The 25,899-nt window shown below is 41.6% G+C and carries 21 protein-coding genes; 10 read left to right on the top strand and 11 right to left on the bottom strand.

Annotated features, from left to right (window positions below; all coding sequences use genetic code 11):
- The first annotated feature begins 88 nt into the window (after positions 1-88).
- The 3 genes from xseA to OQX61_RS21615 are packed head-to-tail and all read left to right on the top strand — an operon-like array spanning position 89 to position 2,622.
- Positions 89-1,462 (top strand): exodeoxyribonuclease VII large subunit, encoded by a 1,374-nt coding sequence (gene xseA / locus OQX61_RS21625; RefSeq protein ID WP_265843901.1) that lies wholly within the window; start codon positions 89-91, stop codon positions 1,460-1,462.
- Positions 1,440-1,643, top strand: coding sequence for an exodeoxyribonuclease VII small subunit (xseB, locus tag OQX61_RS21620; protein WP_062548805.1), 204 nt, complete (start codon positions 1,440-1,442; stop codon positions 1,641-1,643). The genes xseA and xseB overlap by 23 nt, the downstream gene beginning before the upstream one ends.
- A gap of 40 nt (positions 1,644-1,683) precedes the next feature.
- Entirely contained in the window at positions 1,684-2,622 is a 939-nt protein-coding gene (locus OQX61_RS21615) for a tetratricopeptide repeat protein (RefSeq protein ID WP_265843900.1), read from the top strand.
- Between the two features lie 2 nt (positions 2,623-2,624).
- Here OQX61_RS21615 and OQX61_RS21610 read toward each other — a convergent pair whose 3' ends face one another.
- Genes OQX61_RS21610 through OQX61_RS21600 form a run of 3 tightly spaced genes read right to left on the bottom strand, consistent with a single transcriptional unit; the run spans position 2,625 to position 5,934 of the window.
- A complete protein-coding gene (locus OQX61_RS21610) occupies positions 2,625-3,614 on the bottom strand; it encodes an NAD-dependent epimerase/dehydratase family protein (RefSeq protein WP_265843899.1) in 990 nt (329 codons plus the stop codon).
- The gene (locus OQX61_RS21605) at positions 3,611-4,732 is read right to left on the bottom strand and encodes a hypothetical protein (protein WP_265843898.1); all 1,122 of its coding nucleotides are present in this window, start codon (positions 4,730-4,732) and stop codon (positions 3,611-3,613) included. Before OQX61_RS21605 ends, OQX61_RS21610 begins: the two co-directional genes overlap by 4 nt.
- Positions 4,729-5,934 carry a pyridoxal phosphate-dependent aminotransferase family protein gene (locus OQX61_RS21600; protein ID WP_265843897.1) on the bottom strand — a complete coding sequence of 402 codons (1,206 nt, stop codon included), beginning with the start codon at positions 5,932-5,934 and terminating at the stop codon, positions 4,729-4,731. The genes OQX61_RS21605 and OQX61_RS21600 overlap by 4 nt, the downstream gene beginning before the upstream one ends.
- A 446-nt stretch (positions 5,935-6,380) precedes the next feature.
- On the opposite strand from OQX61_RS21600, the gene OQX61_RS21595 reads away from it, so the two are divergent.
- Positions 6,381-6,719, top strand: coding sequence for a hypothetical protein (locus OQX61_RS21595; RefSeq protein ID WP_265843896.1), 339 nt, complete (start codon positions 6,381-6,383; stop codon positions 6,717-6,719).
- 81 nt (positions 6,720-6,800) lie between these two features.
- Here OQX61_RS21595 and OQX61_RS21590 read toward each other — a convergent pair whose 3' ends face one another.
- The gene (locus OQX61_RS21590) at positions 6,801-7,427 is read right to left on the bottom strand and encodes a hypothetical protein (RefSeq protein WP_265843895.1); all 627 of its coding nucleotides are present in this window, start codon (positions 7,425-7,427) and stop codon (positions 6,801-6,803) included.
- A 229-nt stretch (positions 7,428-7,656) separates the two neighbouring features.
- Here OQX61_RS21590 and OQX61_RS21585 point away from each other — a divergent pair, with 229 nt between their 5' ends.
- Together OQX61_RS21585 and OQX61_RS21580 are read left to right on the top strand one after the other, a co-directional pair.
- The gene (locus tag OQX61_RS21585; protein WP_265843894.1) at positions 7,657-8,508 is read left to right on the top strand and encodes a dienelactone hydrolase family protein; all 852 of its coding nucleotides are present in this window, start codon (positions 7,657-7,659) and stop codon (positions 8,506-8,508) included.
- A 552-nt stretch (positions 8,509-9,060) separates the two neighbouring features.
- On the top strand, positions 9,061-9,369 hold the full coding sequence (locus OQX61_RS21580) for an RNA-binding protein (protein ID WP_062548794.1): 309 nt from the start codon (positions 9,061-9,063) through the stop codon (positions 9,367-9,369).
- 75 nt (positions 9,370-9,444) lie between these two features.
- On the opposite strand, the gene OQX61_RS21575 is transcribed toward OQX61_RS21580, so the two are convergent.
- A complete protein-coding gene (locus OQX61_RS21575) occupies positions 9,445-10,056 on the bottom strand; it encodes a hypothetical protein (protein WP_265843892.1) in 612 nt (203 codons plus the stop codon).
- A 129-nt stretch (positions 10,057-10,185) separates the two neighbouring features.
- Here OQX61_RS21575 and OQX61_RS21570 point away from each other — a divergent pair, with 129 nt between their 5' ends.
- Both OQX61_RS21570 and OQX61_RS21565 read left to right on the top strand, forming a co-directional pair.
- A complete protein-coding gene (locus OQX61_RS21570) occupies positions 10,186-11,412 on the top strand; it encodes a sterol desaturase family protein (protein WP_265843891.1) in 1,227 nt (408 codons plus the stop codon).
- Entirely contained in the window at positions 11,387-12,076 is a 690-nt protein-coding gene (locus OQX61_RS21565) for a lysoplasmalogenase (protein ID WP_265843890.1), read from the top strand. Before OQX61_RS21570 ends, OQX61_RS21565 begins: the two co-directional genes overlap by 26 nt.
- Here OQX61_RS21565 and pbpC read toward each other — a convergent pair.
- The 4 genes from pbpC to topA form a co-directional block, all read right to left on the bottom strand.
- Positions 12,073-14,463, bottom strand: coding sequence for a penicillin-binding protein 1C (gene pbpC / locus OQX61_RS21560; RefSeq protein WP_265843888.1), 2,391 nt, complete (start codon positions 14,461-14,463; stop codon positions 12,073-12,075). The two genes, OQX61_RS21565 and pbpC, sit on opposite strands and share 4 nt — an antisense overlap.
- Position 14,464: 1 nt before the next feature.
- On the bottom strand, positions 14,465-20,020 hold the full coding sequence (locus OQX61_RS21555; RefSeq protein WP_265843887.1) for an MG2 domain-containing protein: 5,556 nt from the start codon (positions 20,018-20,020) through the stop codon (positions 14,465-14,467).
- A gap of 72 nt (positions 20,021-20,092) precedes the next feature.
- Positions 20,093-20,497: a hypothetical protein gene (locus OQX61_RS21550; RefSeq protein WP_265843886.1), complete on the bottom strand. Its 405-nt coding sequence runs from the start codon at positions 20,495-20,497 to the stop codon at positions 20,093-20,095.
- Between the two features lie 29 nt (positions 20,498-20,526).
- Positions 20,527-23,109 carry a type I DNA topoisomerase gene (gene topA / locus OQX61_RS21545; protein WP_265843885.1) on the bottom strand — a complete coding sequence of 861 codons (2,583 nt, stop codon included), beginning with the start codon at positions 23,107-23,109 and terminating at the stop codon, positions 20,527-20,529.
- 305 nt (positions 23,110-23,414) lie between these two features.
- Between topA and OQX61_RS21540 the strand changes: the two genes are divergently transcribed.
- Positions 23,415-23,927 (top strand): glutathione peroxidase, encoded by a 513-nt coding sequence (locus OQX61_RS21540; RefSeq protein ID WP_265843884.1) that lies wholly within the window; start codon positions 23,415-23,417, stop codon positions 23,925-23,927.
- Positions 23,928-23,991: 64 nt separating this feature from the next.
- On the opposite strand, the gene OQX61_RS21535 is transcribed toward OQX61_RS21540, so the two are convergent.
- Positions 23,992-24,336, bottom strand: a complete 345-nt coding sequence (locus OQX61_RS21535) for a rhodanese-like domain-containing protein (protein ID WP_265843883.1) — start codon at positions 24,334-24,336, stop codon at positions 23,992-23,994.
- 296 nt (positions 24,337-24,632) lie between these two features.
- On the opposite strand from OQX61_RS21535, the gene OQX61_RS21530 reads away from it, so the two are divergent.
- A complete protein-coding gene (locus OQX61_RS21530; protein WP_265843882.1) occupies positions 24,633-25,043 on the top strand; it encodes a type IV toxin-antitoxin system AbiEi family antitoxin in 411 nt (136 codons plus the stop codon).
- 153 nt (positions 25,044-25,196) lie between these two features.
- On the opposite strand, the gene OQX61_RS21525 is transcribed toward OQX61_RS21530, so the two are convergent.
- On the bottom strand, positions 25,197-25,899 hold a 703-nt coding region (locus tag OQX61_RS21525), incomplete at its 5' end, for a DUF6266 family protein (RefSeq protein ID WP_265843881.1).

The raw sequence follows: 25,899 nt of genomic DNA, 5'->3' as shown, positions 1-25,899 counted from the left end.
GCGTCGTTACTGCATTATAAACTATCAAAGAGTTGATTTGTTTTTAGATTTCCTAACTTTAGACCATAATCACAGATATATCGAACCATTGAGCACCATCCCCTCCATAAAACTATCCGAATTAACCCGCCAGATTCAAATGGCAATTGATGGTGTTTTTGGACAGCAAACCTTTTGGATCATCGCCGACATCACCAATTACACCTATAAACCACAAAGTAATTACCACTATTTTGAACTGGTCGAAAAAGACAAGACTGCGGCAAGAATCCTTGCTAAAGTAGCAGGAAGGGCCTGGGGGAATGCTTCTGTCAACATCGCCAATTTCGAAAAAGCGACCGGACAGAAGTTTAAAAACGACATCAACGTACTCGTACAGGTATCTGTTCAATATAATCCGGCTTTTGGATTGCAACTGAACCTGCTCGACATTGATACCAATTTCACGCTCGGCTTATTTGAGCAGCAGCGAAAAGAAACACTGGAAAGATTACTTCGTGATAACCCGGGTTTCATTCAAAAAGACGGAGACCGTTACCTGACCAGAAACAATAGCTTAATACTAAGCCCGGTAATACAGCGGATTGCGGTCATTTCTTCTGATACCTCAGCGGGATTTCAGGATTTCAGACACAGTCTGGAGCACAATCCTTTTGGCTACAAATTCGATATTGACGATTACTTTGCACTCGTGCAGGGTGATGGGAATGCAAAACAGTTTCTGGCCCGGATCATCGCGGTATACGAATCTAAAAAACCGTATGATGCTTTAATCATCATCAGAGGTGGAGGTTCACAGACCGATTTCCTGCTCTATGACAACTACGAATTAAACCGTGCGATTGCCAAATTCCCCATTCCCGTGATCACTGGTATCGGGCACCAGAAAAACGAGACGATTGCGGATTTAATGGCACATACCTCAACGAAAACGCCTACTAAAGCGGCAGAGTTTATCATTTCCCATAACCGCAACTTTGAAGACCGGTTAACCGGAATCCAGAAAATGATCCTGATCAAAACATATCAAATGATCAATCACCATAAAGACCGGCTGGTGCAACTCAATCAATCCACCATCAATACCAGCCGAAATCTCCTGCATGGCCACCATAACCGCATTTTGCAATTGTCAGGGTTCATCCTGACCAATCCCAGGATACTCATTTCCAATAAAAGAAAAGACCTGAGCAACCTCGCGCAGAACATGCAATCCTACAGCAGAATGTATTTTCTGAATAAAGCAGGAAACATTGCCCATTTCCAATCTGTTATGAGAATCATGAGTCCGCAAAACATCCTGAACAAAGGATTTGCGATCTTAAAGGTAAACGGGAAAATCGTTAGTAATGCCGATCAGATAGGTATAGGGGAGGAATTGACCGTCAGATTGGCCAATTCAGAAATCAAAACAACAGTAAAATCAAAATCAGCATACGATGAAAACGAATTTAACTTATGAGTTAGCTTATAAAGAACTGGCAGAAATCGCGCAAGAAATAGAGACAGAGTCTGTTTCTGTAGATGTTTTGGCAGAAAAGGTAAAGCGTGCATCAGAACTCATTGAATTCTGCCAGAACAAGTTGCGCGCAACAGAGACTGAAGTAAATAAAATCATTAAACAAATGGAACAGCAAAAGTAGTATATTAGTCACATTCGTAAACCATTTAAGTTTAAACAATATGTCTACACAAGGGAATTTTAACGCCGAACAAGAGGAAGAGTTTTTCAATAAGATTGACCAGGTTTATGATTTAACGGAGGCTTCAAACTTTGATGCCGCGGAACAATTGTTAATGGAGATCAATGGGTCAATAGCAGGACCTAAGGAAAACAGTAGTATAGGAGGAGTAGTGCTCGACAGCATTTATTCTTTTTATGAGCAAACGGGAGCTTTAGAAAAGGCCTTGCCTTTCTTCCTTGAAGAAACCGAGTATCTGAAAGAAAAGATGGCCCATGAAAAGATCAATTCAACACGTCACTTCCTGACGACCGGAGCAATTTATTATGCTTTAAAAGATCTGGACAATGCAAGAGCAAACTTTCTGATCGCTTATGAGAAAGAAGGTAGCAAGATTTTTATCGATGAAAACACGGACTACCTGAAGATCGCTTTAATGGATGATCCGGAGTTTATCGCTTTCAAGGAAACATTTGTTCCTAATGAAGACGAAGAGCAACTGGAGCTTACTGAAGAAGAGCATGAGCTTTTAGACAAGTACTGTGAAGAAGGAAATGCCGAGATGGACAAGGAAAACTATGAAGGAGCAATTGCTGCATTCACTAAAGCTTTAGAAGTTTTACCAGCACCAAAAGACGATTGGGAAGCTACTGCATGGATTTCAGCTTCTATTGGTGATGCTTACTTTGCGGAGAAAAAGTACAAAGAGGCATTAGACCATTTACACCGTGCTTATCAGATTTATGGTGAGGAAGATCCGAATGCATTCGTGTTATTGCGTATGGGACAAAGTTACCTGGAGCTAGGTGAAGAAAAGCATGCTACAGATTACCTGCATCATGCTTATAAGTTAGAAGGTAAAGACTTATTTGAAGATGATAAAAAATACCTTACATTTTTAGCATCTAAAGTGGAACTCGAATCGGGTACCAAATCATAAAACTATAACCAGTTATTATCTTTATACCAGCTGACGGTTTCTATTAACCCTTTTTCAAGGTTATAACCAGGTTCAAAACCTAAATCAGCTTTTAAATGGCCGATATTACATGCCCAGTTAATGGCAGTAAGCTCGGCCATTTTTTCTTTGTTCAATGTTGGGGTATGCTTACTTTTTGCATAGAAAACATCCATCATGGTCGCCATAAAACTCACCACCGCTACCGGTAAATGAAACTTAATGGTTTTCTTATTCAGCGCCTTTTTAATCACATCTGCCAGGGCATAGCGACTATAAATATGGCCGTCAGAAACATTATAACTTTTCCCGGCAAGGGGAGAAGAGAGCGCTTTGACAATCACCGAAGCCAGATCTCTGACATAAATGAAGCTCAGCTGTTGCTGGAAACGACCAATATGAGGCTCTAACCCTTTATTAATTGTGTTAAACAAGATGAATAAATCCTTTTCCCTTGGCCCGTACACCGCTGTTGGGCGGATAACCAGTAAAGGAAGGTTAGGTATCGCTGATAAATATTGCTCTGCTAATAGCTTGCTTGCACCATAATTGGTGACCGGATGCCCCGGAGTATCGTCCTGAATCTCGGCAGATAAATCTGTTAAAGGACCTATTGCCGCCAGACTACTCACAAATACAAACTTATGCAGTTCAATATTAGCCGTACTTGCGGCTATTGCCAGATTTTTGGAAAACTCTGCATTGACCTTATTGTAAGCAGCTTTGGTCTTTGCTTTGGTAATTCCTGCGGCATGGATGATGTAATGGTATTGCCGGGCTTCCAGAGCGCTTTTAAGACGATCTACGGAAGTGTAATCCAACGTAGTGTATTGGATGTCAAAATCTTTCAAATGAGACTTATCAGTACCCGGACGGACTGCTGCATGCACTTCCAGTCCGGCTCCTAATGCTTTCTCGATCAAATGATAACCCACAAATCCTGTTGCACCGGTAATTAATACCTTTTTTATCATATTGATTTCTCGAAAATTCTATATTTTCTGTAAAGTTTACCATTGATTTGCTCAATAGCGCTGTTTACCATCGTATTGTGTTCTAAAGTCCAGGAAGCTTCTGCGTAATCAAACTTCTTTTCCTGGAATGTTTTAATGGTTAATCCATAAAGACAAGCTTCAATGCCCATTTTACGGTAACCGTCTAACACGCCTAAAGCCATGATCCGTAAGCCCTTGATTTTGCGCTTGTACCACAACAATTTGAAAATACCGAAAGGCAGTAAACGGCCTCTTTTGATCTTAATCAAAGCCTGGTTGATATCAGGAATAGATAAAGAAATACCTACCATTTTACCATCCTGCTCCGCTACATAGATAAAGTCGGGGTCAACAATCATTTTCAAATCCTTTGCCAGATAATGAAACTCCTTATCTGTTGCCGGAACGAAACCTGTATTGTGGTCCCATGCGCCATTATATACTTCGCGTACTTTCACCACCTCATTCCAGAAATCATTCATGTTGATCTTTCTGATGATGATGTTATTGCGTTTCAAGCGTTCACGAATGGCTTCGGTCAGCTTTAAAGAGCGGTCATTATAATCACCGGCAATGAATTTATAAGCCCTTAAATCTACCTTTTTTGCTAAACCTGTATTCTCCAGCAATTGCTGATAATAAGGTGCATTATAAGGCATCATGGCTACCGGAGGACCATCAAAACCTTCAATTAACAAGGCACAAATGTCATTGGTAGAGAAATTCACCGGACCAATCATGCTGGTCATGTTTCTTTCTTTTAACCATTTTGCAGCGGTATCGACCAATAGCTGCGCCGTTTGCTGATCATTGATGCAATCGAAAAAGCCAAAATGACCTTCAGTTGTTTTATTGATGTTATTGTGGTTATTATTCTGAATAGCGGCAATCCTTCCAATGATTTTATCCCCTTCATAAGCCAGATAAAGCTGTAAAGTAGAATGCTCATGAAAAGGATGCTTACCAGGGGTAAGCATATCCTGTTGCGCGATAAAAAGTTCAGGAACATAGTTCGAGTCGTTTTTATACAAATCGTGCGGGAAATCAATAAAAGATGCCAGCTGTTTCTTGTCGTTTACAGCAACGATGTTTTTCATATTGCGACCTGAGATGGAGTTAATTCCACTTCTTTAGCGGCAAGTGCCATTTTTTCTACCGCTTCTTCGATCTGTGCAAATGTATGTGTTGCCATCAATGAGAATCTGAGTAATGAAGCATCCGAAGGTACCGCAGGAGAAACTACAGGGTTCACGAAAATACCGTTATTACTTAAAATATTGGTGATCAGGAAAGTTTTGTCGTTGTCTCTGATGTATACCGGAATGATTGGACTATCGGTATGACCGATGTCAAATCCAGCTTCTAATAATAGTTTCTTCGCGTAATTGGTATTTGCCCATAACTGGTCAATACGTTCTGGTTCTGCTTCAATAATGTCTAAAGCTGCGATTACACTGGCAACAGCCGAAGGAGGCATACTTGCGCTGAACATCAATGAACGTGCTCTGTGTTTCACATATTCAATAGTTTCTTCTGTACCGGCGATGAAACCACCAAGAGAAGCTAAAGATTTACTGAAAGTACCCATGATTAAGTCAACCTGATCAGTTAAACCGAAATGCGAAGCAGTTCCTGAACCATTCACACCGATTACACCTAAACTGTGCGCATCATCCATCATGATGTTAGCACCGAATTCTTCGGCTAGTTTAACAATTTCCGGTAATTTTACTAAATCACCTTCCATACTGAAAATACCGTCCGCAACAATAAGTTTAGCGGCATCTTCCGGTAAGCGACTTAATTTCTTACGAAGATCCTCCATGTCATTATGGGCGTATTTAATAGATCTTGAAAACGAAAGACGGCTACCATCAATGATAGAAGCGTGGTCATATTCGTCCAGAATCAGGTAATCATTTCTGTCTAAAAGACAAGAGATCACACCCAGGTTCACCTGAAATCCAGTACTAAAAAGTACTGCAGCTTCCTTGCCAACATAAGCAGCAAGTCTTCTTTCCAGTTCGATGTGTATGTCTAATGTACCATTTAAGAATCTTGAGCCGGCACAACCCGTTCCATATTTATCAATTGCAGCCTTTGAAGCCTCCTTGATTTTCGGGTGATTAGTTAGTCCCAGATAGGAGTTGGAGCCAAACATCAACACCTTTTTCCCATCAATAACCACTTCTGTATCCTGTCCTGATTCAATGGCTCGGAAATAAGGGTATAAGCCTCTTTCCTTGATTGCTGTAGCGTCTTTAAAAGCGGCTATCCTATCGTGTAATTTTTTGCGCATGCTAGTACTGTATGTTTAGATCACGGAGCTATTTGTTGATGTTTGTCGGTTTGATCGAAAAATCATTAGCTCTGTATTGTATAATTTCTCCCGTTAAATCGTTTATTCTATTTGACAAATTTGTCAAATCATCAAAAACTTCCCAAAGCTAAGATCATAAACACAGAAAACAAAACTTGAGGTCCTACAAGTTTGAATATATTACTTTTTAAAACAAAAATTACAATTTTCTTATAAATTCTTTGATTTTCGACCACAAATAAACTGTCTACTGCTTTATGATTTGCAAGCAAGGATACAATTTAGATATCAAAAAACAAAACTTACTTATTGTTATGCATCATAAAATCCAGATTTAAGCGTTGGGAGCGAATAATATCCCGGATAAATCGACGGCTTTCTGCCTGATCAAAAGATTTTATGTATTTTTGAAGAAAAAAGATTACATGAGCACTATTAATACGATACCAACGTTCGAAAATTTCACTGATTTTTATAAGCAGGTTGTGGAACCTTTAAAGCAAGCCAATGTGGCTCACATCAGATTAGATGGAAAACTAAAAGGAAAAACAAGGAACGTTTTTGCCTACTTCATGTATCAGGATAAAAAATGGAGAGTAGACGCAGATACTTATATTGACAGATTGAAACTGGCTTATGAAGCTGCCCAACAATCAGACGAGCCTTTCGTGATCAAAGCAACAAGAAACAACAAAGGCGAAGCATTGTGCATCAAAGGACAACCAGTTAGAAACGATAAATTTAACGTTTACCGTGTAGGTTAATTTAAAACGATCTTACAAAGACATAGAAAAGGCGACAGGATTTATTCCTGTCGCCTTTATATTTTACAGCTTATCCGTTTATTAGCCTTCTCTTTTAATATAAGTCTTATTGCCGTTTTTGTTGATATAGTATTTACCACCTCTCGGGCCGGTTAATATCTCTTCCCCGTTTGGTCCTTTAAGACTTCTGTCCACAGTAGGTTTGTAGTCTTTTACAGTAGTAGTAGCTGCTGCTTTTTTAGCAGTCGTTGCCTTTGTAGTGGTTGTAGTCGTCGTGGTTGTTGCTGGTGCCGCTGCCGCTTTGTAACGTTTGTCAGGGGTACCATCTTTTTTAAGACCCGGTGTGTTCGCTGCCGCTGCTGCTTTTACCGTCGCGTCTTTTTTAGTTGCCGCTGCTGCCTTGGTTTCTTTGGCTCCTGCAGCGTAGCGCTTATCCGGTGTGCCATCCTTTTTCAATTTAGCCCCCGATGCCGCTGCTTTATCCGCATCAGCTTTTGCTGCTTTCTTAGCTGCCGTCGCTTCCTTTTTCTTAGCTGCTGCCTCTTTCTTAGCCGCCGCTGCTTCTTTTTTTGCATCAGCCGCCGCCTGACTCACTTCTTTCTTAGCTTTAGCTTTTTGTTTACTGGCTGTAGTTGGCACCACAGTCTGGGCCATGCTTAAACTTACAAAGAAGCACAGCATGGTGAATAGTGAAAGTACTTTTTTCATGGTTTTCTTTTTTGATACGCGGTTTATAATTAAGATTGATCCTCAGAGGAATACAAACATTAAACCAATTTAATATTTAAGCAGGGAAATCTATCAAAACCCCCGGATATTTTTCTTTAATTTTCTTCTGTTCAGCAGGATAAGGCCTTTTTTAGCGGGTATAAAACCGATTTTAAATGCTAAAAAACCTTATATTGGAATCAGTTTTAACGGTTTAAAATTTATCAACATGGATCAAAGAATTATCAATCTTTACGATCAGTACACCCATAGCAACATAAACAGGAAAGATTTCCTTAAAAAACTGGCACTTTTAACCGGCAGTACGGCTATGGCATTAACGGTACTGCCTTTGCTGGAAAACAACTACGCTTCTGCGGCTACCATAAATGAAGAGGAGCTTAGTACAGAAAACATCACTTATAAAGGTGTTAATGGTGAAATGAAAGGCTTTTTGGCTAAACCAAAAGGGAAGAAGAACTTAGGAGCTGTCCTGGTTATTCATGAAAACCGCGGACTCAACCCGCACACCATAGCGGTTACTAAAAGGGTCGCTGCTGAAGGCTTTTTAGCACTTGGAGTAGACGGATTGTCTCCTTTTGGGGGCACTCCCGCAGATGAAGATAAAGCAAGGGAGCTGATCGGGCAGTTGAATCCGGACGAAACCCTGCAAAATTACCTCCGCGGACTGGATTACTTACGAAAACATCCGGATGGAAATGGAAAAGTAGGCTGTGTCGGTTTCTGCTGGGGAGGAGGGATGGCCAATAAACTGGCAGTAAATGATCCTACCTTACAAGCGGCTGTCGCTTATTACGGTGCACAGGTTAAAGCAGCGGATGTACCGATGATCAAAGCAGACCTCATGCTCCATTACGCAGGCTTAGATGAAAGAATCAATGCAGGGATTCCTGAATTCGAAGCAGCGCTGAAACAAAACCAGATTCCTTATCAACTCTTCATTTACGAAGGCGTAAACCATGCCTTTAACAACGATACATCGCCTACCAGGTACAATGAAGCAGCTGCAAAACTGGCCTGGGAGAGAACAATATGGTTATTTAAGAAAGACTTAAGTTAAAAGAATTTTTCAGAGATATTCTCTAAACCGATACCAGAAAAGGAATAGATCAGCTATCGTCTGTTCCTTTTCCGGTATCTTCCATAAAATGCTGATATGATCTTTATACGCTATCTATTCCAGATAGAAATCTGAGCTTTTTGAGCCGAAATCTGAACATAAGCAGGGGAGAAAGTGGCAAAAACGCTTAAAATTAAGGAAAACCAGTGACTGCAATCGCATAAAATCCCCTGTCATGGAAAAGAAATCGGCCACAATTTAGGCGCTAAGAATACTTAAAGTATTTAACAATCAAAAATTCTTTGTTTTTTTTTCTGCGTTCAGAAAAGCCCTGTTGTCTACACATAATGAGTGGGTTGACTTTTTATTGATCTTCATTTAAGGTCTACCTGACGCTTAAAAACGGTTATTTAATTAAAATATTTTCTGGCTTTAAAACAAAAAATAACCGCCGGCTGTTTGAAAAGTAATTAGATAATTATACTTATAACTGACACTAGCATTGGAATTTAAGCTAAAAATGCTTAACTTTGTGCAAATTTTTAAACATTAATGAAGATATTTATTACAGGCCTTCCGTTAGAAGTAGGGGAAGATGAATTAACAGCCGTTTTTGGTGATTTCGGTCAAGTAAAATCACTTAGAATTATCAAAGATCGCGAAACTGGTCAGAGTCGTGGGTTTGGTTTTGTGGAAATGCCGGTAGAAGAAGAGGCAAAAGAAGCAATCAAACGCATGAACGGTGGCGATTACAACGGTAATAGAATTAAAGTTGCTGAAGCTCAAGAGAAACCAGGTACTGGTGGCGCTGGAGGCGGTGGTGGCTTTAAACGCAATAACCGTACAGAGAAAAGCTATTAATAGCTTTTTTCTTTTTACAGACAATTAACTCTGCTTTTAGAGTAGATCCATATAGGGCAGGGAATATAATGCGAATTATATTCCCTGCTTTTTTATGTCTAACAGTCCGGTAACCAGGCTTTTCCACTGCGGATAAGAGAATCCAATCTTCGCCATCCAGCCAACCAGCACGTTTCTAACGTTGTTCACTAATACCGCACTTTCCGAATTCGGAATCTCATTTCTGCCATGCACTTCCGCATGAACCTCCATTCCTTTTCTATAAACTTTAAAAGTAGAAGTGGCTTTATCTTTGAAAAAATGAGCAGTTTCCGTATCTGGATGCAAAGGATTTGGCGCCGGTCTCACCCTGATGGCAATCACTTGCTCAGTCGGGGATTGTTCCTCCCTGATCCATTCCACCAGCACCCAATCAAATCCATCGCCTTTGGTAGTACCCGGACCCGGAATATTGATTTTAAAATAATCACCTTCCATTACCTGCCGCCTGATCTCTTTTCCAAAAGGATCTGTGAGGATAAAAGTAGCCGAAGGGAATCCACACCATTTATCCCAGTTGTAGACTTCCAGCAAGCGCCCACGAACCACCGGGTAAAAAGCCTTTGCCTTTGCCTCATCTTTAAAAGAGACTTTCTCGAAAACATCCATTTCGGACCCTTCTTCCTGTTTTGGCACTTCATTTTTCATGGGCATGTTTTTTAAAGGAACACATTTAGCGATAATCTATCGGGTAAATAACGCCTCAGTTTAGAATTTGTTTCTAACATAATACTTTAACGGTAAAGAATTTATCGTGTATTTTATTAAATTAGTTGTATGAAAGTCGATTATATAGCATTGTCTGTCCCTGTGTTTTTTATCCTTATAGGAATCGAACTGGCCTGGTCTTTCTATAAAAAGCTCGGGTACTACCGCCTCAATGATTCTATTTCCAACCTGAGTCAGGGAATAGGGCAACAGATCACCGGGATCTTCATGAAAACGGCTGTGTTTTTTGGCTATATGTACATCTTCGAACACTGGCGGTTATTTGACCTGCCACAAAATATCTGGGTCTGGATTTTACTATTCATCGGAGTCGACTTCTTTTACTATTGGTTTCACCGCATGAGTCACCAGGTTAACGCCTTATGGGCAGCACATATTGTACACCATCAATCCGAAGAATACAACCTCACTGTAGCGCTTAGACAGTCCTGGTTTCAAGGCTGGTTTTCCTGGGTGTTCTATTTGCCACTGGCTTTCCTTGGCTTTGATCCATTGATGTTTCTAACGCTGAGCTCCTTTAACACCTTATATCAATTCTGGATACATACCAGACTGATCAAAAGCATGGGGCCTTTAGAGTATATCCTGAACACGCCATCCCATCACCGCGTACACCATGGCTCCAACCCTAAATACATTGATAAAAACCATGCAGGAACGCTGATTATCTGGGACCGCTTATTCGGGACTTTCCAAAAGGAAGAAGAAGACGTTTACTATGGTATTACTACGCCGCTAGCCAGCTGGAACCCTTTATGGGCCAATGTTCATTACTGGGATGAGCTTTGGAATACTGCGAAACAAAGTCCGCGATGGGCCGATAAAATCAATGTATTTATCAAACCTCCCGGCTGGTTTCCTGCACATCTTGGTGGTTTTAAAAGCGCTCCGGAAATTGACGCTTCCCTTTATCAGAAATACAATCCCATATACCAGCAGAAGCTGGTGCCTTATGTGGTGTTTCAGTTTGTAACCGGCCTTGTTGCGGCCATAGCCATTCTGTTTTTATATCCGACACTTCCTGCAATAGCTCTGGGAACGGGGGTGGTTTACGTGATTTTAACCTTAGTTACCTGTTCAGCCCTGCTGGAAGAAAAGAAATGGCAGGTAAAACTCGAATATGCTCGTCTGGTATTGGGGATTTTAATAGTTTTGCTGCAGGATTTTCCGGTAGGATATCAGGTCATATTTTCCGGCCTGAACATCTGCTCGGTAGTCTGGTTTTATAACCTTCAAAAAAACAACAATAATGCTGAAGAAATACCTGAAGTTTAACCTCTTATTTGCCCTGATCTTTATCTTACAGATTGTAGCGGAATTCCAACAATTTACTACCCTCAGGTATTTCATCAAACCCTGTATTGTAATTTCCCTGATGGTGATGTTCTATGTAAGCACCAATTTAACAGGCCGCTTCCATAAACGCCTCTTTGCCGGACTGTTTTTCGCATTACTGGGAGACGTTTTCCTGATGTTTGTCTGGCAAAACCCGGGCTTCTTTATGTATGGTTTAGTCGCATTTTTAATCGGTCATATCCTTTACATCAGTGCCTTTTATCTGGATTTCCGCTCTGCGCAGGAGCTGGATAAGAAAGGAGCGAGGCTGGCCATTATCTTATGTGCAACCTTCAGTATCGGCTTCTATTTTTACTTAAGGCCACATTTAGGTGACATGAAGCTTCCCGTTATGGTCTACACCTTTGTCATCAGTCTAATGATGATGATGGCTGCATTTAGAAACCAAAGGGTAAATGTACTGAGCTTTAACCTGATCCTTTTCGGCGCCCTGTTTTTCCTGGCATCCGATGCCACACTTGCTTATAACAAGTTTGTTAAAGGATTTGACTTTGCAGGAGTCCTGATTATGGCCACCTATATGATCGCTCAATACCTGATCACGATAGGCGGCATCGAAAGAAAACTCCTTAAAAACGATTAGTCTTTTTCCTTGCTGAGGATGGTGAAGGACTGCACAAGTCTTTCGCCATCTTCATCCACTAAAGTCAGCGTATGCCTTCCCGGCGCCGGACTAAAAGCCAGCTGGTGGAAGTTTTTGGTCGTCGCGATATACTCCTCATCAATGTGCCAGTAAATCTTCGCGTTATTATTGCGATGGGATACATTGAAGATCACTTTACCTCTGGCACCATCTAATTCCAGTGGAATATAAATCTGAGCATGCTGCTTGGGATAAATCATTTCCATCACAAAATTACTCCCTGCATCCCCACAACCCGGCATAAATGCTGGCAAGAGCTTATAATCGCTGTTTTTGACCTTATAATAGTACTCCATCGCAGGAGGAAGGACAAACCAGGGCTGATGTACCATCATTCCCGTAGGCTCGCAATTGTCTGTAGCCTGATATGTAGCCGTTCTATCCAGGTGAATCAGCTTATGATATGGACAAATACTTGTTTTTTCGGCTGCTGGCGGCACCAATTCTTCAACAGTTTGCTTACAATACTCTCCGGCCTTATAACCACTTTGTTTACATACCATCATCTTTTTCAGCTGATGTTTAGGCGTCGTAAACCATTTGGCATTCGGGAGCTCCCTGAAAATATCAAACAATACCGGCGCAGCAACATCTACACCCGTTAAACCGGGCCGACCTTCGCCATCGGCATTGCCCACCCATACACAAACCACAAATTCCGGCGTTAGTCCGACAGCCCAGGCATCTCTGGAACCCACACTGGTACCCGTTTTCCAGGCCACCCTTTGCGAAGAGGAAAACTGTTCCCAAAGCCCTTCTTCACCAGGTCTCATCACTTCTTCCATGGCATTAAAGGTATTCCATATGGAAGCGTAATCTAATACGCCATTAATCTGAGCATCATCTTGTGGCATACGAGGAATAATTTTACCTTTTACATAGACCGGTGCATCGTAATCATGGGGATTATAGCGGCCCTGGTAATCATTGAAATGATTTAAAGACCTCGCCATGCCCATATAGGTTTTCGCCAGATCCCACATCGTAACTTCGCTGCCACCAAGGATGATGGACAAGCCATAATGATCCGCAGGCTTGTTCAACGTATTGATGCCTAGTTTTTTTAACTGATCATAAAAGCGCTGATACTTATAGTTTTGCAGCATCTTAACTGCCGGGATATTTAAGGAACGACTCAAGGCATGATTTGCCGGAATGGCACCATCATAACCCAGGTCATAATTTTGTGGCGAATAGCCGTTAATCTGCGTTGGAATATCAGGAATCAGCGTACGGGGCAGGATAAAACCATCATTCAGCATACTGGCATACAACAAAGGTTTCAGCGTACTCCCGGGACTTCTGGCGGCCTTGATCATGTCTACATGACTTTGCAACTCCTTGTTTTCCGGTTGATAAATATTGCCCACATAACTTTGCACGGTACCTGTTTTCACATTCAGCACCAGGGCTGCGATGTTATTGATATCGTTGGCACGATACCTGTTTTGATAGCGTTTCAACAGATTGCTGACCTTCAACTGTAAATTATAATCGAGGGTAGAAGTGATTCTCGTCTCCGGGATTTTCAACTGGCTTCGCTCTGCTTTAAAGCGCTGCAACAAATGCGGTGCATTTTGTGGCAAGGGCAATGGTTTCCCCGGAATCGGCTCCAACTTAGAAAGATTAGCCGTCTCCTGATCAATGATTTTTAAGGCAGCCATTTTATCCAGAAGATCATTTCTCTTCCTGATCAGCTTAACAGAGTTCTTTCCCGGGTGGACTAAAGATGGACTGTTTGGAAGCACCGCAAGCGTAGCCATTTCCCCCCAGGATAAACTTTCCGGAGCCCTGGCAAAGTAGCGCCAGGAAGCGGCATCCAGGCCAACAACATTACTTCCAAAGGGCGCATTGGCTGTGTATAACTTTAAAATATCTTGTTTAGAATTACTGAATTCCAGACGGATAGCCATAGCTACCTCAACTATTTTTTGCCATAGGGTTCTACTTTCCCTTCTGGACAAGCGGATCACCTGCATGGTTAGCGTACTGCCACCACTGACTACCGAACCGGCCTTAAGATTTTGCTGCATTGCCCTGGCCATTGCCAAAACATCTATTCCCGGATGCTGGTAAAACCGCTGGTCTTCAAAAGCCACAATACACTGCTGAAACTTTACAGGAATAGTATCGGCGACCGGAAATCGCCACTGACCATCCTTTGCAATAGCCGCACTCAATAATTCCCCGTTAGACGCCTCCACCACATAAGAAGTGGGGCTTAAAAACAACTTTGATGGTAAGAAGAACCAAAACCACAGCAGCAAAAGCAAACAAAGCAAATCACTGATCAGTAGTTTCGGTTCTCCATATATTTTCTTAAACATTCTATTTAATTACCTGTACCCATTTGCCTGGTGTTGTGGCGCTAATGTTATTGTTATACATCGCTTCACACTGTACCGCAGATAAGTAATAGCGACCAATATAAGCCGCATTTAACAACACTTTGTAAGTCACCGTTTCATTCTCCCTCAGGTTGAAATAGGTAAAGACACGGTCGTCTCTGATGTCCCTGTAAATATAAGGGGACGAGGCAATCGCGCTTTCCGTATCACTGATTCTGGTATTGATAATTTCCCATCCGGAAGGGAAAATCTGTGTTAGGGCCATTTGCTCATAATAACCCATCTTACCAGGGTTCTTAATCGTAACCTCCGCGTAAAAGTCTGTACTTTGCTTTAACAGCGAAGGATCAATTGGCTTGCCATTTAAGGTTTTATAACTGATGCTCATGTCGAGTGCTTCCGGGTTATTTTGAAGGAAGGTATTCTGACCGGCAGCAGGTTGGCCTTGTAAGATCAAACGGGCAAACAACACGCGGTTACCAGTATTGGTAACTGACAGATAAGGGGTTTTAAAGGTTAACGGAATGCTGTTCAGGAAGTCTTTAGAGTCCTTGCTTCCTTTTTTGCCGTCAACAATATAGCTGTATTTAAGGTTATTAGAAGCCGTATTGGCACCGCAGAATTTAGCAATCGCCAACAGACTGTAAGCAGTCGTTTGCGTGCTATACCATTCGTTAGCCCCCAATTTGGACGCTACTGGTTGCAGCAATTTAGCACCTTCCGCTTTGCGCCCCAATAAAGTCAGGGTTTCTAAGATCATGGCCTCATCCCTTAAGTCAGAACCATAAGTGCCACCCAATTGCTGATAAGGTTGTACCTCAATAGACAAACCTTTGGTCAAACCATTTGCTGCTACTGCTTGTCCGGCGAGCTGATAGGCCGCTGCAAGACGCCATTTTCCGGCTACAGACAAATATTGGAATGCCTTCAGTCTATTCATTGCTGCCATTTCAGGCTTTTTAGCCAATGCAAGCGTATATAAGCGGTAAGCCTGAGTAAGATCAGCCCCATAGAAATTGCTGCTGTTAGGCGCCCAATTTGAAGCTTTACCTTTTAAATAGCGTAAAAGCTCGTCTAATATACCTACCGGCAAGCTGTATCCTGCGTTTTGAGCTTCGATCAGGAAGTGTGCAGCATAAATACTGCCCCATTCGTCAGCGCTGGTTGCACCAGGCCAGTAGCCCAGTCCGCCGTCACCGGTTTGGAAAGCACGCAATTTATTGATGCCCGCCTTGATATTTCGTTCTGTAGTTGTCTTCTGCTGTTCTGTAAGTGGTGTTAATTTATTCAGGAACAACTGTGGGAATACCCCTGAGGTCGTTTGCTCCACACAACCATGTGGATATTGCATCAGATAACCCAGGCGCTTTTTTAGGTCGATGGGAGGGATAGCCGACAATTCCAGACTTCCGGAATTACTTCCAACCATGCCGATTGGCGCATAAGGCTGTGCCCAGCTATTCCCAGGTTCTATAATAGCCGAAACCACATTGCTCACATAAGGATTTGGATTACGAATATCCAGTTCCACATCATAAGCTATTTTTTCGCTGCCACTTTGGGCGATCAGTTTTACTTTCGCAATACCGGTGATCTCAGGAACCTTAATTTCAAAATAAGCCATTTGCTCACCTGGCTGTTTAAATAGCAGTTGCTGGGTTTTACTTCCGATCACCTGCAGATTGCTCGCCTGCAATTGCAGTGTTACGTTTTTCAGGTTTTTCTCTGTTGCGAAAACTGTTGCTGGCAAGGTAAAGGTTTCTCCAGGGCCGATGACCCTTGGAAGCGTTGCCAGTAACATCAAAGGTTTTTTCACCTGTACGCTTTTCTCAGCGTTGCCATAAGCGCCATCCTGACCGGCAACCACCATTGCTCTCACCGCACCAATATATTGAGGCAGTTTGAATTTATGTGTAGTGCTGCCGCCTTTTGGCAAACTAAATGGCCCCATATATTTTACCACCGGCACAAAGCGATTTGCTTTAGCCGGGTTCAGGTTTCTGTTGATACTACCATCACCACCAATGCTCAGAATTCTCTCCAGATTGCCACCCCATGCTCCTAATACGTAATCAAAAAGGTCCCATGTTTTTACACCCAATCCTTCCCTGGCATAGAAAACCGCATGAGGATCTGGTGTCTTAAACCTTGTCAGGTCTAGTAAGCCTTCATCTACAATAGCGATGGTATAAGTCATTGCTTTACCATTCTGCTCGCTAATGGTGATGCTGCTTTCCGTTTCCGGTTTCAGCTTATCCGCCATTTTGATCACAGGTTTTAAGATCGTTTCCGGATCTTCAATCAGCAATGGAATAACGCCATACATGCGGATAGGTAAATCATTTACCGTTTGCGCATGAGGCTGTAATAAAGTGATATTGGCAAAAACATTCGGCGTCATGCCTTTCTCGGCCTTGAATTTAAACTGCGTTTGTCCGGCTTTAGTGTCCGTCCAGAAGGTTTTTATCACCCTGCTACCGTTTTCTATAGAGATTAAAGCTTTGCCATCTTTGCCTGAAGGTATCGTTAATACGATTTCTTCGCCCACCTTAAACTTGGTTTTATTGGCAGTAAAAGACAACATAGATGCTTCCGTAGGGTTTTGCCCTTGTTCGCGTTCTGCCCATCCCGGCCAGTCGATATAAACTGATTTCCCGGTCACATGACCACTTTTACGATCTCTAACCAGAATCAGGTAACGACCCCATTCCGGCTCATCAATTCTTAAGTTCCAGCTGCCTTTTCCATTATTCAGGGAAATGCTTTCTTTGGTAACCAGTTTGTTGTAAGCGTTCTGCGTGAAATTTGCATAAGCATCTTCCTGTTCACGTTCCCACCACCAGCGCCATTGTACCTTATAAAGTTCTACATCTACATCCTTGCTGCCTGCAAGTAGTTTTCCGTCCCGGTTTAAATTGACAATGTCGATCTTATGGTCTTTACCAGTCAGCAACATTCCTGTTAAACGGTCGCCTTCCGGAGTTTTAATTCCATAGTAATCGGAGTAAACATGGTAGGGGATACTAAAATTGTCAATACTGAAATTACCACCGGCTTCGAATACCTTGATCGCGAAATTGGCTTTTAACATACCAGGGGCGAGGTTATTCTCATTAATATTCGTATTTACGGTAGCCGTTCCGTTTTCATTCAAAGTTCCTTCAAAAATGGTTTTCACCTGCGACTCGAAAACTACTGTTGGATTGTCGAAGCTATACGCCTCATATCCTTTGAAAGTTGTCTTCATCGTGTTCAGACTCACATCTACCTTTGCTTTCAGGTGTTTACCCGGCGCACCGAATAACCAGTTGGCTGATAATGTAGCGGTAGATGCACCACCAGTACCCAGATAGGGACGATTCCCATAATTGAAATTGATTTTCAACCTGTTCGGCATCACCGTTTCAATTTTAAGGGCTTTAGAGAATACCGCGCCACCAGCTTTCACCTTCGCCATCCAGTTACCTGTTGGCGCTGTGCTTTCTGTAGCCGTTCTAAACGCGTAAAATCCATTTAAGGGCTTCCCGTTTACCTGTCGTTTAACCAATTGCCCTTTAGGGTTGTATAATTCAAAAGTAACCGGATAAGCACCAGGTAGTTTTTTCAGTTTATCTTCCAGAATGAAGGATAAGAATAGAGAGTCTCCGGGACGCCAAACACCGCGTTCTCCATAAATGAATCCTTTTAATCCATGTTGCACCACGTCGCCTGCCACATCAAACCTGCTCAGTGGAAGCGCATTCTCATCATTAACTTTAAGGTATCCACGTTCATCGCCCATTTTAGCCACCAATAAAAACGGCTTTCTTTTTAAGTCGATGCTCAGCATACCATTGCCATCAGTTTTCACCGTTTCAATGACTTGTCGCTGGTAATCCTGTAATTCTATGGATACACCACTCAGCGGTTTGGCAGTCAGCAGATCTGTAGCAACGATAAGCATGCTCCCATCATTACCACTTTTCGCAATCAGACCGATATTAGAGGCGATCAGGTTGCGACTGGCAAATCTTTCAGTTCTGTAATAGGATGGGGTACAAGGGTTATCTCTGTCTTGCCAGCTGTAACCACTTGGGTAATAATTATCGTATCTCAGCCAGAAATCATCAAATTCATCCAGATTATTCCTGCCATATCCCTCAAATTCATCTTCATTCGTTTCTTTTGATTCACCTTCAGCGCATTTGAAAAGATTGTAAGCACTTCTAAAACCAATCGTTACCCGATACATGGCACCAGGCTCTGTACGGATGATCTTATCTAAATCCAGCGTAAACCGGTTCTTCTTATGCAGGTTCAGCGATTTGTCCTCATCCAGGCGGATGGTTTTCTGAACAATCGGTCTACCTACGCGACGCAATTCCTGATTACCATCAAATCCATTGGCTTGAAAAAACTGAGGGATATTGTTCTCATAAATCTTGATGATTGTAACATCTACGGCTTTTAAGTTCACCGCATCAAATGGTAACACCAGTTTCCCTGAATTGGGAAGAATCGTGCCTTTACCTGAAATTTCTACCGAAGGAAGTTTGTTTTCAAAAACAATATTGGCGGCTTTGCCCGAAGTCAGTGTTACGTTATTGATGTTTTCTATACCTTCATTTACCGTAAACTGGTAATTTCCTTCCAGTTTATCCGGACTGTACACCTTCACCTGACTGGCATCAATGGTAAACCTAAGGTTTGTCAGTTGCGACAAGGTAATCAGTCCATTCAGATCCTGACCAACATTGACTGGCTCAGAGAACTGTACCAGGGCAAAATCCTCCATATCCTGAACCGCTTTCATATTCAGAATCTTGAAAACGCCTTTGGCAGGTACTACCAATTCTTCTTGTCCTATTCTACCCGCATTAATCGGATCGCCGTTCCAATCTAAGCTTAACCGTCTTTCTGATTTAGCTTTAGGAATACTGTCTATCGTGAAGCTGGAGGTGTTTTTCGCCGGGAAATGTTGCCATTTTACTTTTAAAGCGCCCGGGAAATCAACTTTTAAGCACTGTTCAATCAGTTTCGGATCTTCCTGATCGGCAGTGTTGATTTCTCCATTCAGCTTCATGTAATCAAGTGAAGTGTTATTCTGGGAAACCAATCCTTCCTGTGTCAGATCCAGGCCTGGATTGATCACATTAAAGTTGAAATCAAAGTCTTCCAAACCTTTCTCTGTCTGGGTTACTTCATCAAGGTGAAAGGTAACATCGTAATTTTCACCGGACTTAAGTGGTTCATCCGGACGGAATTCTATAGTTTGTGCATCAATCCAGTAGGTTTTTCCTTTGATGGAAGGGGAGCTGCTAAACAGGTCTCTGGTATCGGCTACACCAATATCGCCCATGGTTTTCACCTGACTGGCCAATCTGATGGTTAGGTTGCTTTTTTTGGATATGGTACCTGAAGTATAGGCTTCTATGTATTTAGCATAGGCCTGGTTATCTTCATTTCCAGGTTTCTTCTTTAGAAAAAAGAAGGTGGCAAGACCAATAATGACGAGCGTAGCTCCGCCAATAAAAAATCCTTTTCGCGTAATTTTCATGTATCTGTTCTTATAGGTAAAGATGGACATGAAAATTACCAAAAAGGATTGGTATCGGAAAGTAAACCGAAATTATTTTATCATTACTCCTGGCTTGTTTACCAGAGGAATACGGATTAGATTCTCATCAACGATGCTTTCAGGAAGAAAAATAAATTTCTTATCGTACATCACATTGTTCAGGTAATAGCTCAGCCAATATTCGTTGGTTAGCCCTAGTACTTCCGGAGCAATTGCTTCCACACCTACAAAAGATTGCGGCAGGACATTTCCCAGAGAATGGCGTAACACAGAAGTTTGCACTTTTTTACCGTCTTTTTCACCGTAACCTTTGGAACTGATCATCACATTTTCTAAAATGTCATTTTTCAGGTTCACCAGGTATACCGTCCAGTTTTTAAACTCTGGACTTTCGCTGGTCAATACTACAGCAATGGCAACACCTTCTACTATATTTTCCGGGAGATCTTTTTTCATAACTATGCTCCGTAGGGGCTACCTACATTCTATTTCTTTGCTACTGGTTTCTTTTTTGCAGGTGCTTTCGCCGCTTTTGTAGTGGTTTTTGCTGCTGCTTTTTTCTTCGTTGCTTTAGGTTCAAACGCATTTGGAACCTGCTCAACGATTAATTTTTTCACCTCTTCCAGAGAAACGGAAGCCAGATCTTCGGGTGTATATTTCTCACCTGTAGCCGGGTTTTTACCTAGTTTCAGCATGTCTTTACCGAAACGGATGAAAGGTCCCCATCTGCCGTTTTCAATGGCAATTTTCTCCTCATTCCATTGCTGGATGAATCTGTTTGCCTCTTTCTCTACCTTTTTACCAATCAGCTCATTGATGTCTGCGGTAGAAAGCTCTTCGAAGTTATAGGCTTTTGGTACGTTGATAAACAAGTCGTTCCATTTGATGAAAGGACCGAAACGGCCTTTTCCTTTAGTTACAGGTAAGCCATCGTAATGTGCAACAGGAGCATCAGCAGTAATTTTCTCCTGAATAATTTCTATTGCGCGGTCTCTGTCTACCGATAAAGGCTCTTCATTTTTAGGAATAGAGATATAAGCATCTCCCCATTTCACGTAAGGACCAAAACGGCCTACACCTACAGAAACTTCTTTACCTTCATAGTCTTCCAGCTGGAAAGGAAGTTTGAATTGCTCTAAAGCATCTTCAAGTGTCACTGTACCTACCGACTGAGATTTAGCTAAACTCGCATAACGCGGTTTCTCTTCATCGTCATTCTGACCGATTTGCACCAATGGACCAAATTTACCCACTTTAGCATATACGTTCTTTCCGGAAACAGGATCAACACCTAATAAACGTTCTCCGTTTGCACGTTCTGCGTTTTCTAAAGTCGTTTCTACCTCCTGATGGAAAGGTGTATAGAAGGAGTGGAGCATTTTTGTCCATTCCTGCAGACCCTGCGCGATCTCATCAAATTCCTTCTCTACATTCGCAGTAAAGTTAAAATCGACAATACCTTTAAAGTGTTCTACCAGGAAGTCGTTTACAACTTCACCTATATCTGTTGGGAAGAGTTTTGATTTCTCTGCACCTGTAATTTCTGTTTTAATCTGCTTGTTAACTGCGCCGTTAGCCAATACAATTGACGTAAAAGAACGCTGACGACCATCACGATCTTCTTTGACCACATAACCACGGTTTTGAATCGTAGAAATTGTTGGTGCATAAGTTGACGGACGACCGATACCCAGTTCTTCCAGTTTCTTGATCATGCTGGCTTCTGTATATCTTGCCGGCGGACGGGAGAAACGCTCTGTTGCATTCATTTCTCTTAAAGTCAATTCCTGACCTTTAGCCAGTGGAGGCAACATTTTGCTGTCTTCTGAATCTTCGATATCATCGTCATCGCTGGATTCCAGGTATACTTTCAGGAAACCGTCAAATTTCAATACTTCACCTTCTGCAACTAATTGCTCTTTGCGGGTACTGATGGCAATCTGTGCGGTAGTTTTTTCAAACTGTGCCTCAGACATCTGCGAAGCGATGGCACGCTTCCAGATCAATTCATACAAACGTTGTTCTGAACTGTCGCCGGTAACACTATGGTGGTTGAAATAAGTAGGGCGGATGGCCTCGTGAGCTTCCTGTGCGCCTGCTGATTTCGTTTTATAAGTTCTCAGGTGATGGTATTTCTCGCCCCATGCAGAGTTAATTTCTGCTGCTGCTGCCTGTAATGCGGTTTCCGATAAATTCACGGAATCGGTACGCATATAGGTGATATGTCCACTTTCATACAGTCTCTGCGCGATTTGCATCGTTCTCGATACAGAATATCCCAGTTTACGGGAAGCTTCCTGTTGCAAGGTAGAGGTAGTAAACGGAGGAGCAGGGTTTCTTTTTGCAGGTCTGGTTTCTAGACTAGCTACGCTGAATCCTGCCTGGATACAGTCGTTTAAGAATTTCTCCGCATCTGCTTCTTTTTCAAAACGTTGTGGCAATTCTGCTTTAACCACTTCTTTACCAGTTCCGGTTCCGAATTGTGCAGATACCTTAAATGCAGCTGTTGCATTAAATTTATTGACTTCTCTTTCTCTGTCTACAATTAAACGTACAGCCACCGACTGTACTCTACCAGCGGATAAAGATGGTTTGATTTTTTTCCATAGTACCGGAGAAAGCTCAAAACCTACCAATCTATCTAATACACGGCGTGCCTGTTGGGCATTTACCAGGTTATAATCGATTGTACGTGGATTTTCTATCGCCTTTAATATCGCAGGCTTAGTGATCTCGTGAAATACAATACGCTTGGTTTTATTTTCTTTTAGTCCTAATGTCTCAAATAAGTGCCAGGAAATTGCTTCCCCTTCACGGTCCTCATCGGACGCTAGCCATACCATTTCGGCTTCCTTGGCTAACTTCTTAAGTTCGGCTACTACATGCTTTTTATCGGCAGGGACCTCATAGGTCTGTGCGAAATTATTGGCCACATCGATGCCCATATCCCCCTTAACCAAATCCCGGATGTGTCCGTAACTTGATTTAACAAGGAAATCTTTTCCTAAATACCCTTCAATGGTTTTAGCTTTTGCAGGTGACTCAACTATTAATAAATTCTTCGCCATTCAGAACGTTTTTCTGCAAATAAAGCTATAAATAAGGCTAATTTCAAAATCCGATACGATTTTTATAGTAAATAAATTTGAAAAAGCCTCATTTTAGGTGGTATAAAGTGGTGATATATAGCTTATTTATGGGCTTTACCGGTTGTAAGGTGTTTTTTTTTATTAATTGAATAGGATATGATTAGTTCCATTCTTCAGCAGGTTTCAACGTTAAGAAGGGTTTTGTATTACTTTTAACGTTATTATTTAGTGCAAACAATCTTTTTGTGCTTAACTTCGTTTATACATTTATAAAAAATCAAACTATGAATACATTATTAATATTACTGAGCCTGATCTTTACCCCGCCGGCAAAAGGTATTTATGATTTCAGCTTTAAAACCATCGATGGTAAAGAGGTGAAGTTGTCGAAATTCAAAGGAAAGAAAATCCTGATTGTGAACACAGCTTCTAAATGTGGTTATACGCCGCAATATGAAGAACTAGAAAAACTGAGCAAGCAATATGGTAAAAATGTAGTGTTAATTGGATTTCCAGCTGGAAACTTCGGCGGACAAGAGTTAGCCACCAATGCTGAGATTCAGGATTTCTGTAAAAAGAATTTTGGGGTTACCTTTTTATTAAGTGAAAAAGTGAGTGTTAAAGGTGATGATATAAATCCATTGTTCAAATACCTGACTACCGCTGCGAATCCTGATTTTACTGGTGATATCAACTGGAATTTCGAGAAGTTCTTAATCAATGAAAAAGGAGAATTGGTACACCGTTTCCGTTCTAAAGTGAAACCTTTAAGCGAAGAGATCACTAAAAACCTTTAGTTTCTCCTTGACTAATTTATATAAACCTGTTTCTTTCGAGACAGGTTTTTTTATGGATGTAGGTTTACAAAAAGTAATTCCTCCATTTCGCAATGCCCCCTTTCAGGCTGTAGATATGTTTTTCCTGACCATATTTTTCATGTAGTGCCTCTGCCGCTGCAACGCTTCGTATACCATGCTGACAAATGAACACGATGTTCTTTTCCCCGATATCTGTAGCTAAAAAATCAGCAAACTCAGACATAGGTGCCTTTTTGAATATTTCCCCATTTAGTATTGGTACTTCATGACGTTCTCTTACATCTATGATTAATGTTGATGCTTCTTGCTGAAGTGCGCTCAATTGTGCCGCATCAATTTCTGTATAAGCCTGTATGAGTTCTGTAGAATTGTGGTGTTCCATTTCCATGAGACAAATTTACCGTTAAAATACTGGTTTTGCTAAGTCCATTTGTAAATGATGCAGCAGTTACCCGGGCGCCCGGGTACCATTCTGGTTGTTTTGGCTTGCTTTGCCAGGCGTAATAAAAAATACTTTCATGGTAAAACAAACGGAGTTTTCATCTTTTGAGGTCACAATTTGTGACCTCAAAAGATGATCGGCATCATTAGGAGATAAACCTGTTTATTTCTGAAAAAAAGAACTGTTTTTTTTATCCGATAAATAAATAGCCAAATTAGCCAACAACTAGATATATTCGTACTATGAGCCCATTAAAAAATGCTGTTGTACTCGATGAGGTGGTCATGAGTAAAATCTATATGAACCTAAATAAACCTACAGATTTAATGAATTTAGCTAACTTTCCTGTGAGGGCTGGCGAAACGGTCTGGGGTGGTGAACCAGGCGCAGGCCTAATCATTAATTATTTAAATGCGAAAGCATTTACTGTTTATACTACAGAATCTAAACCTGCTTTGATGCAAAAATGGAGATTATTACCAGATGCAAAAGGAAATATTCAGTTCTATGAGAAATTTTGGCAGGATGATGAAACAACAAATCTTCCGGTTGCACCCATCTTGCTTATTTATGCAGATTTAATGATTACCGGTGACCCAAGAAATATAGAGACTGCTGAAAGAATTTACAGTCAATATTTAAAAGAAGACTAAGCCAGAGCCATTATCATACGAATAGAGACGAAACCGATCTTGATGCAAAGTGGAGATAAGTCTAAGCTGATTTTTGCCATAACTTAGCCAGAGAGCAGGGTAACTGCTAGTCCAGTCAATTCGAGTCCGGGTAATAAAAGCGGGTAAATCTGACTAATTCGGTTTGTCCGGGATTTTAATCTTTGAGTGGGGCTGTAGTTGAGATTTTAATTTTGCGTTTATTCTTGTATTCCCTGTGTTTTTAGGTGTGGTTTTTGGCTTGGGTACTTGATTTATCCCAGCTTCATGATGTTTCTTCACAGTTTTAGCTTCTTTTGCACTGGAATCAGCGATTTCTAATACAGGTACAGGTTGCAGCTCTTGCTTAGCTATACTTCCCGCATAAACACTGTCTGAAATTTCTGAAGCATCATCATTGATAAAGGAGATGTAAGCCTCTACTCTTTGATTGGCAAGATCAGGGCTAATCTGGATGCTGTGTTTTCCATCCTTTCTGTGTGATCCACTCAGGCAATGGGTGTGTTGATGCTGATCCGGCCAATAGAGCAATACCATTGCCCGATCGTTTAAATTTCGCCAGGGTAGATCCGCAGGAACTCCCCAGCTGAATTCAATTGCTGTCCCTATAAGCTGGATCTGTGGTTTTTCTACTTTTAACAGTGTTCCCATGCTCAACATTGCTTTAGGATAATCTAGCTGCGCATTCGGAAATTCGCCGCTTATCGCGTGCTTTTTATTGTAGGAAACGGCTTCGTTATAGTAGTTTCTGTCGGTACCCACTACTTTCAGCCTGAATCCGGGTTTAATGAAACTTTGGATAGGACGTAGAAAATTGTTAACGATGGTCATGCGGTCG

Origin of the sequence: Pedobacter sp. PLR (assembly GCF_026239675.1) — a bacterium.
In the GTDB taxonomy this organism is placed as follows: Bacteria; Bacteroidota; Bacteroidia; order Sphingobacteriales; family Sphingobacteriaceae; genus Pedobacter.
This window is presented reverse-complemented; position numbering and strand designations above follow the sequence as displayed.

What these genes read in the sequence shown, in the direction of transcription:
- xseB (WP_062548805.1), top strand. Translation starts at nt 1,440, where the DNA reads ATGAAAACGAATTTAACTTATGAGTTAGCTTATAAAGAACTGGCAGAA.
- OQX61_RS21615 (WP_265843900.1), top strand. Translation starts at nt 1,684, where the DNA reads ATGTCTACACAAGGGAATTTTAACGCCGAACAAGAGGAAGAGTTTTTC.
- OQX61_RS21610 (WP_265843899.1), bottom strand. Translation starts at nt 3,614, where the DNA reads ATGATAAAAAAGGTATTAATTACCGGTGCAACAGGATTTGTGGGTTAT.
- OQX61_RS21605 (WP_265843898.1), bottom strand. Translation starts at nt 4,732, where the DNA reads ATGAAAAACATCGTTGCTGTAAACGACAAGAAACAGCTGGCATCTTTT.
- OQX61_RS21600 (WP_265843897.1), bottom strand. Translation starts at nt 5,934, where the DNA reads ATGCGCAAAAAATTACACGATAGGATAGCCGCTTTTAAAGACGCTACA.
- OQX61_RS21595 (WP_265843896.1), top strand. Translation starts at nt 6,381, where the DNA reads ATGAGCACTATTAATACGATACCAACGTTCGAAAATTTCACTGATTTT.
- OQX61_RS21590 (WP_265843895.1), bottom strand. Translation starts at nt 7,427, where the DNA reads ATGAAAAAAGTACTTTCACTATTCACCATGCTGTGCTTCTTTGTAAGT.
- OQX61_RS21585 (WP_265843894.1), top strand. Translation starts at nt 7,657, where the DNA reads ATGGATCAAAGAATTATCAATCTTTACGATCAGTACACCCATAGCAAC.
- OQX61_RS21580 (WP_062548794.1), top strand. Translation starts at nt 9,061, where the DNA reads ATGAAGATATTTATTACAGGCCTTCCGTTAGAAGTAGGGGAAGATGAA.
- OQX61_RS21575 (WP_265843892.1), bottom strand. Translation starts at nt 10,056, where the DNA reads ATGAAAAATGAAGTGCCAAAACAGGAAGAAGGGTCCGAAATGGATGTT.
- OQX61_RS21570 (WP_265843891.1), top strand. Translation starts at nt 10,186, where the DNA reads ATGAAAGTCGATTATATAGCATTGTCTGTCCCTGTGTTTTTTATCCTT.
- OQX61_RS21565 (WP_265843890.1), top strand. Translation starts at nt 11,387, where the DNA reads ATGCTGAAGAAATACCTGAAGTTTAACCTCTTATTTGCCCTGATCTTT.
- pbpC (WP_265843888.1), bottom strand. Translation starts at nt 14,463, where the DNA reads ATGTTTAAGAAAATATATGGAGAACCGAAACTACTGATCAGTGATTTG.
- OQX61_RS21555 (WP_265843887.1), bottom strand. Translation starts at nt 20,020, where the DNA reads ATGAAAATTACGCGAAAAGGATTTTTTATTGGCGGAGCTACGCTCGTC.
- OQX61_RS21550 (WP_265843886.1), bottom strand. Translation starts at nt 20,497, where the DNA reads ATGAAAAAAGATCTCCCGGAAAATATAGTAGAAGGTGTTGCCATTGCT.
- topA (WP_265843885.1), bottom strand. Translation starts at nt 23,109, where the DNA reads ATGGCGAAGAATTTATTAATAGTTGAGTCACCTGCAAAAGCTAAAACC.
- OQX61_RS21540 (WP_265843884.1), top strand. Translation starts at nt 23,415, where the DNA reads ATGAATACATTATTAATATTACTGAGCCTGATCTTTACCCCGCCGGCA.
- OQX61_RS21535 (WP_265843883.1), bottom strand. Translation starts at nt 24,336, where the DNA reads ATGGAAATGGAACACCACAATTCTACAGAACTCATACAGGCTTATACA.
- OQX61_RS21530 (WP_265843882.1), top strand. Translation starts at nt 24,633, where the DNA reads ATGAGCCCATTAAAAAATGCTGTTGTACTCGATGAGGTGGTCATGAGT.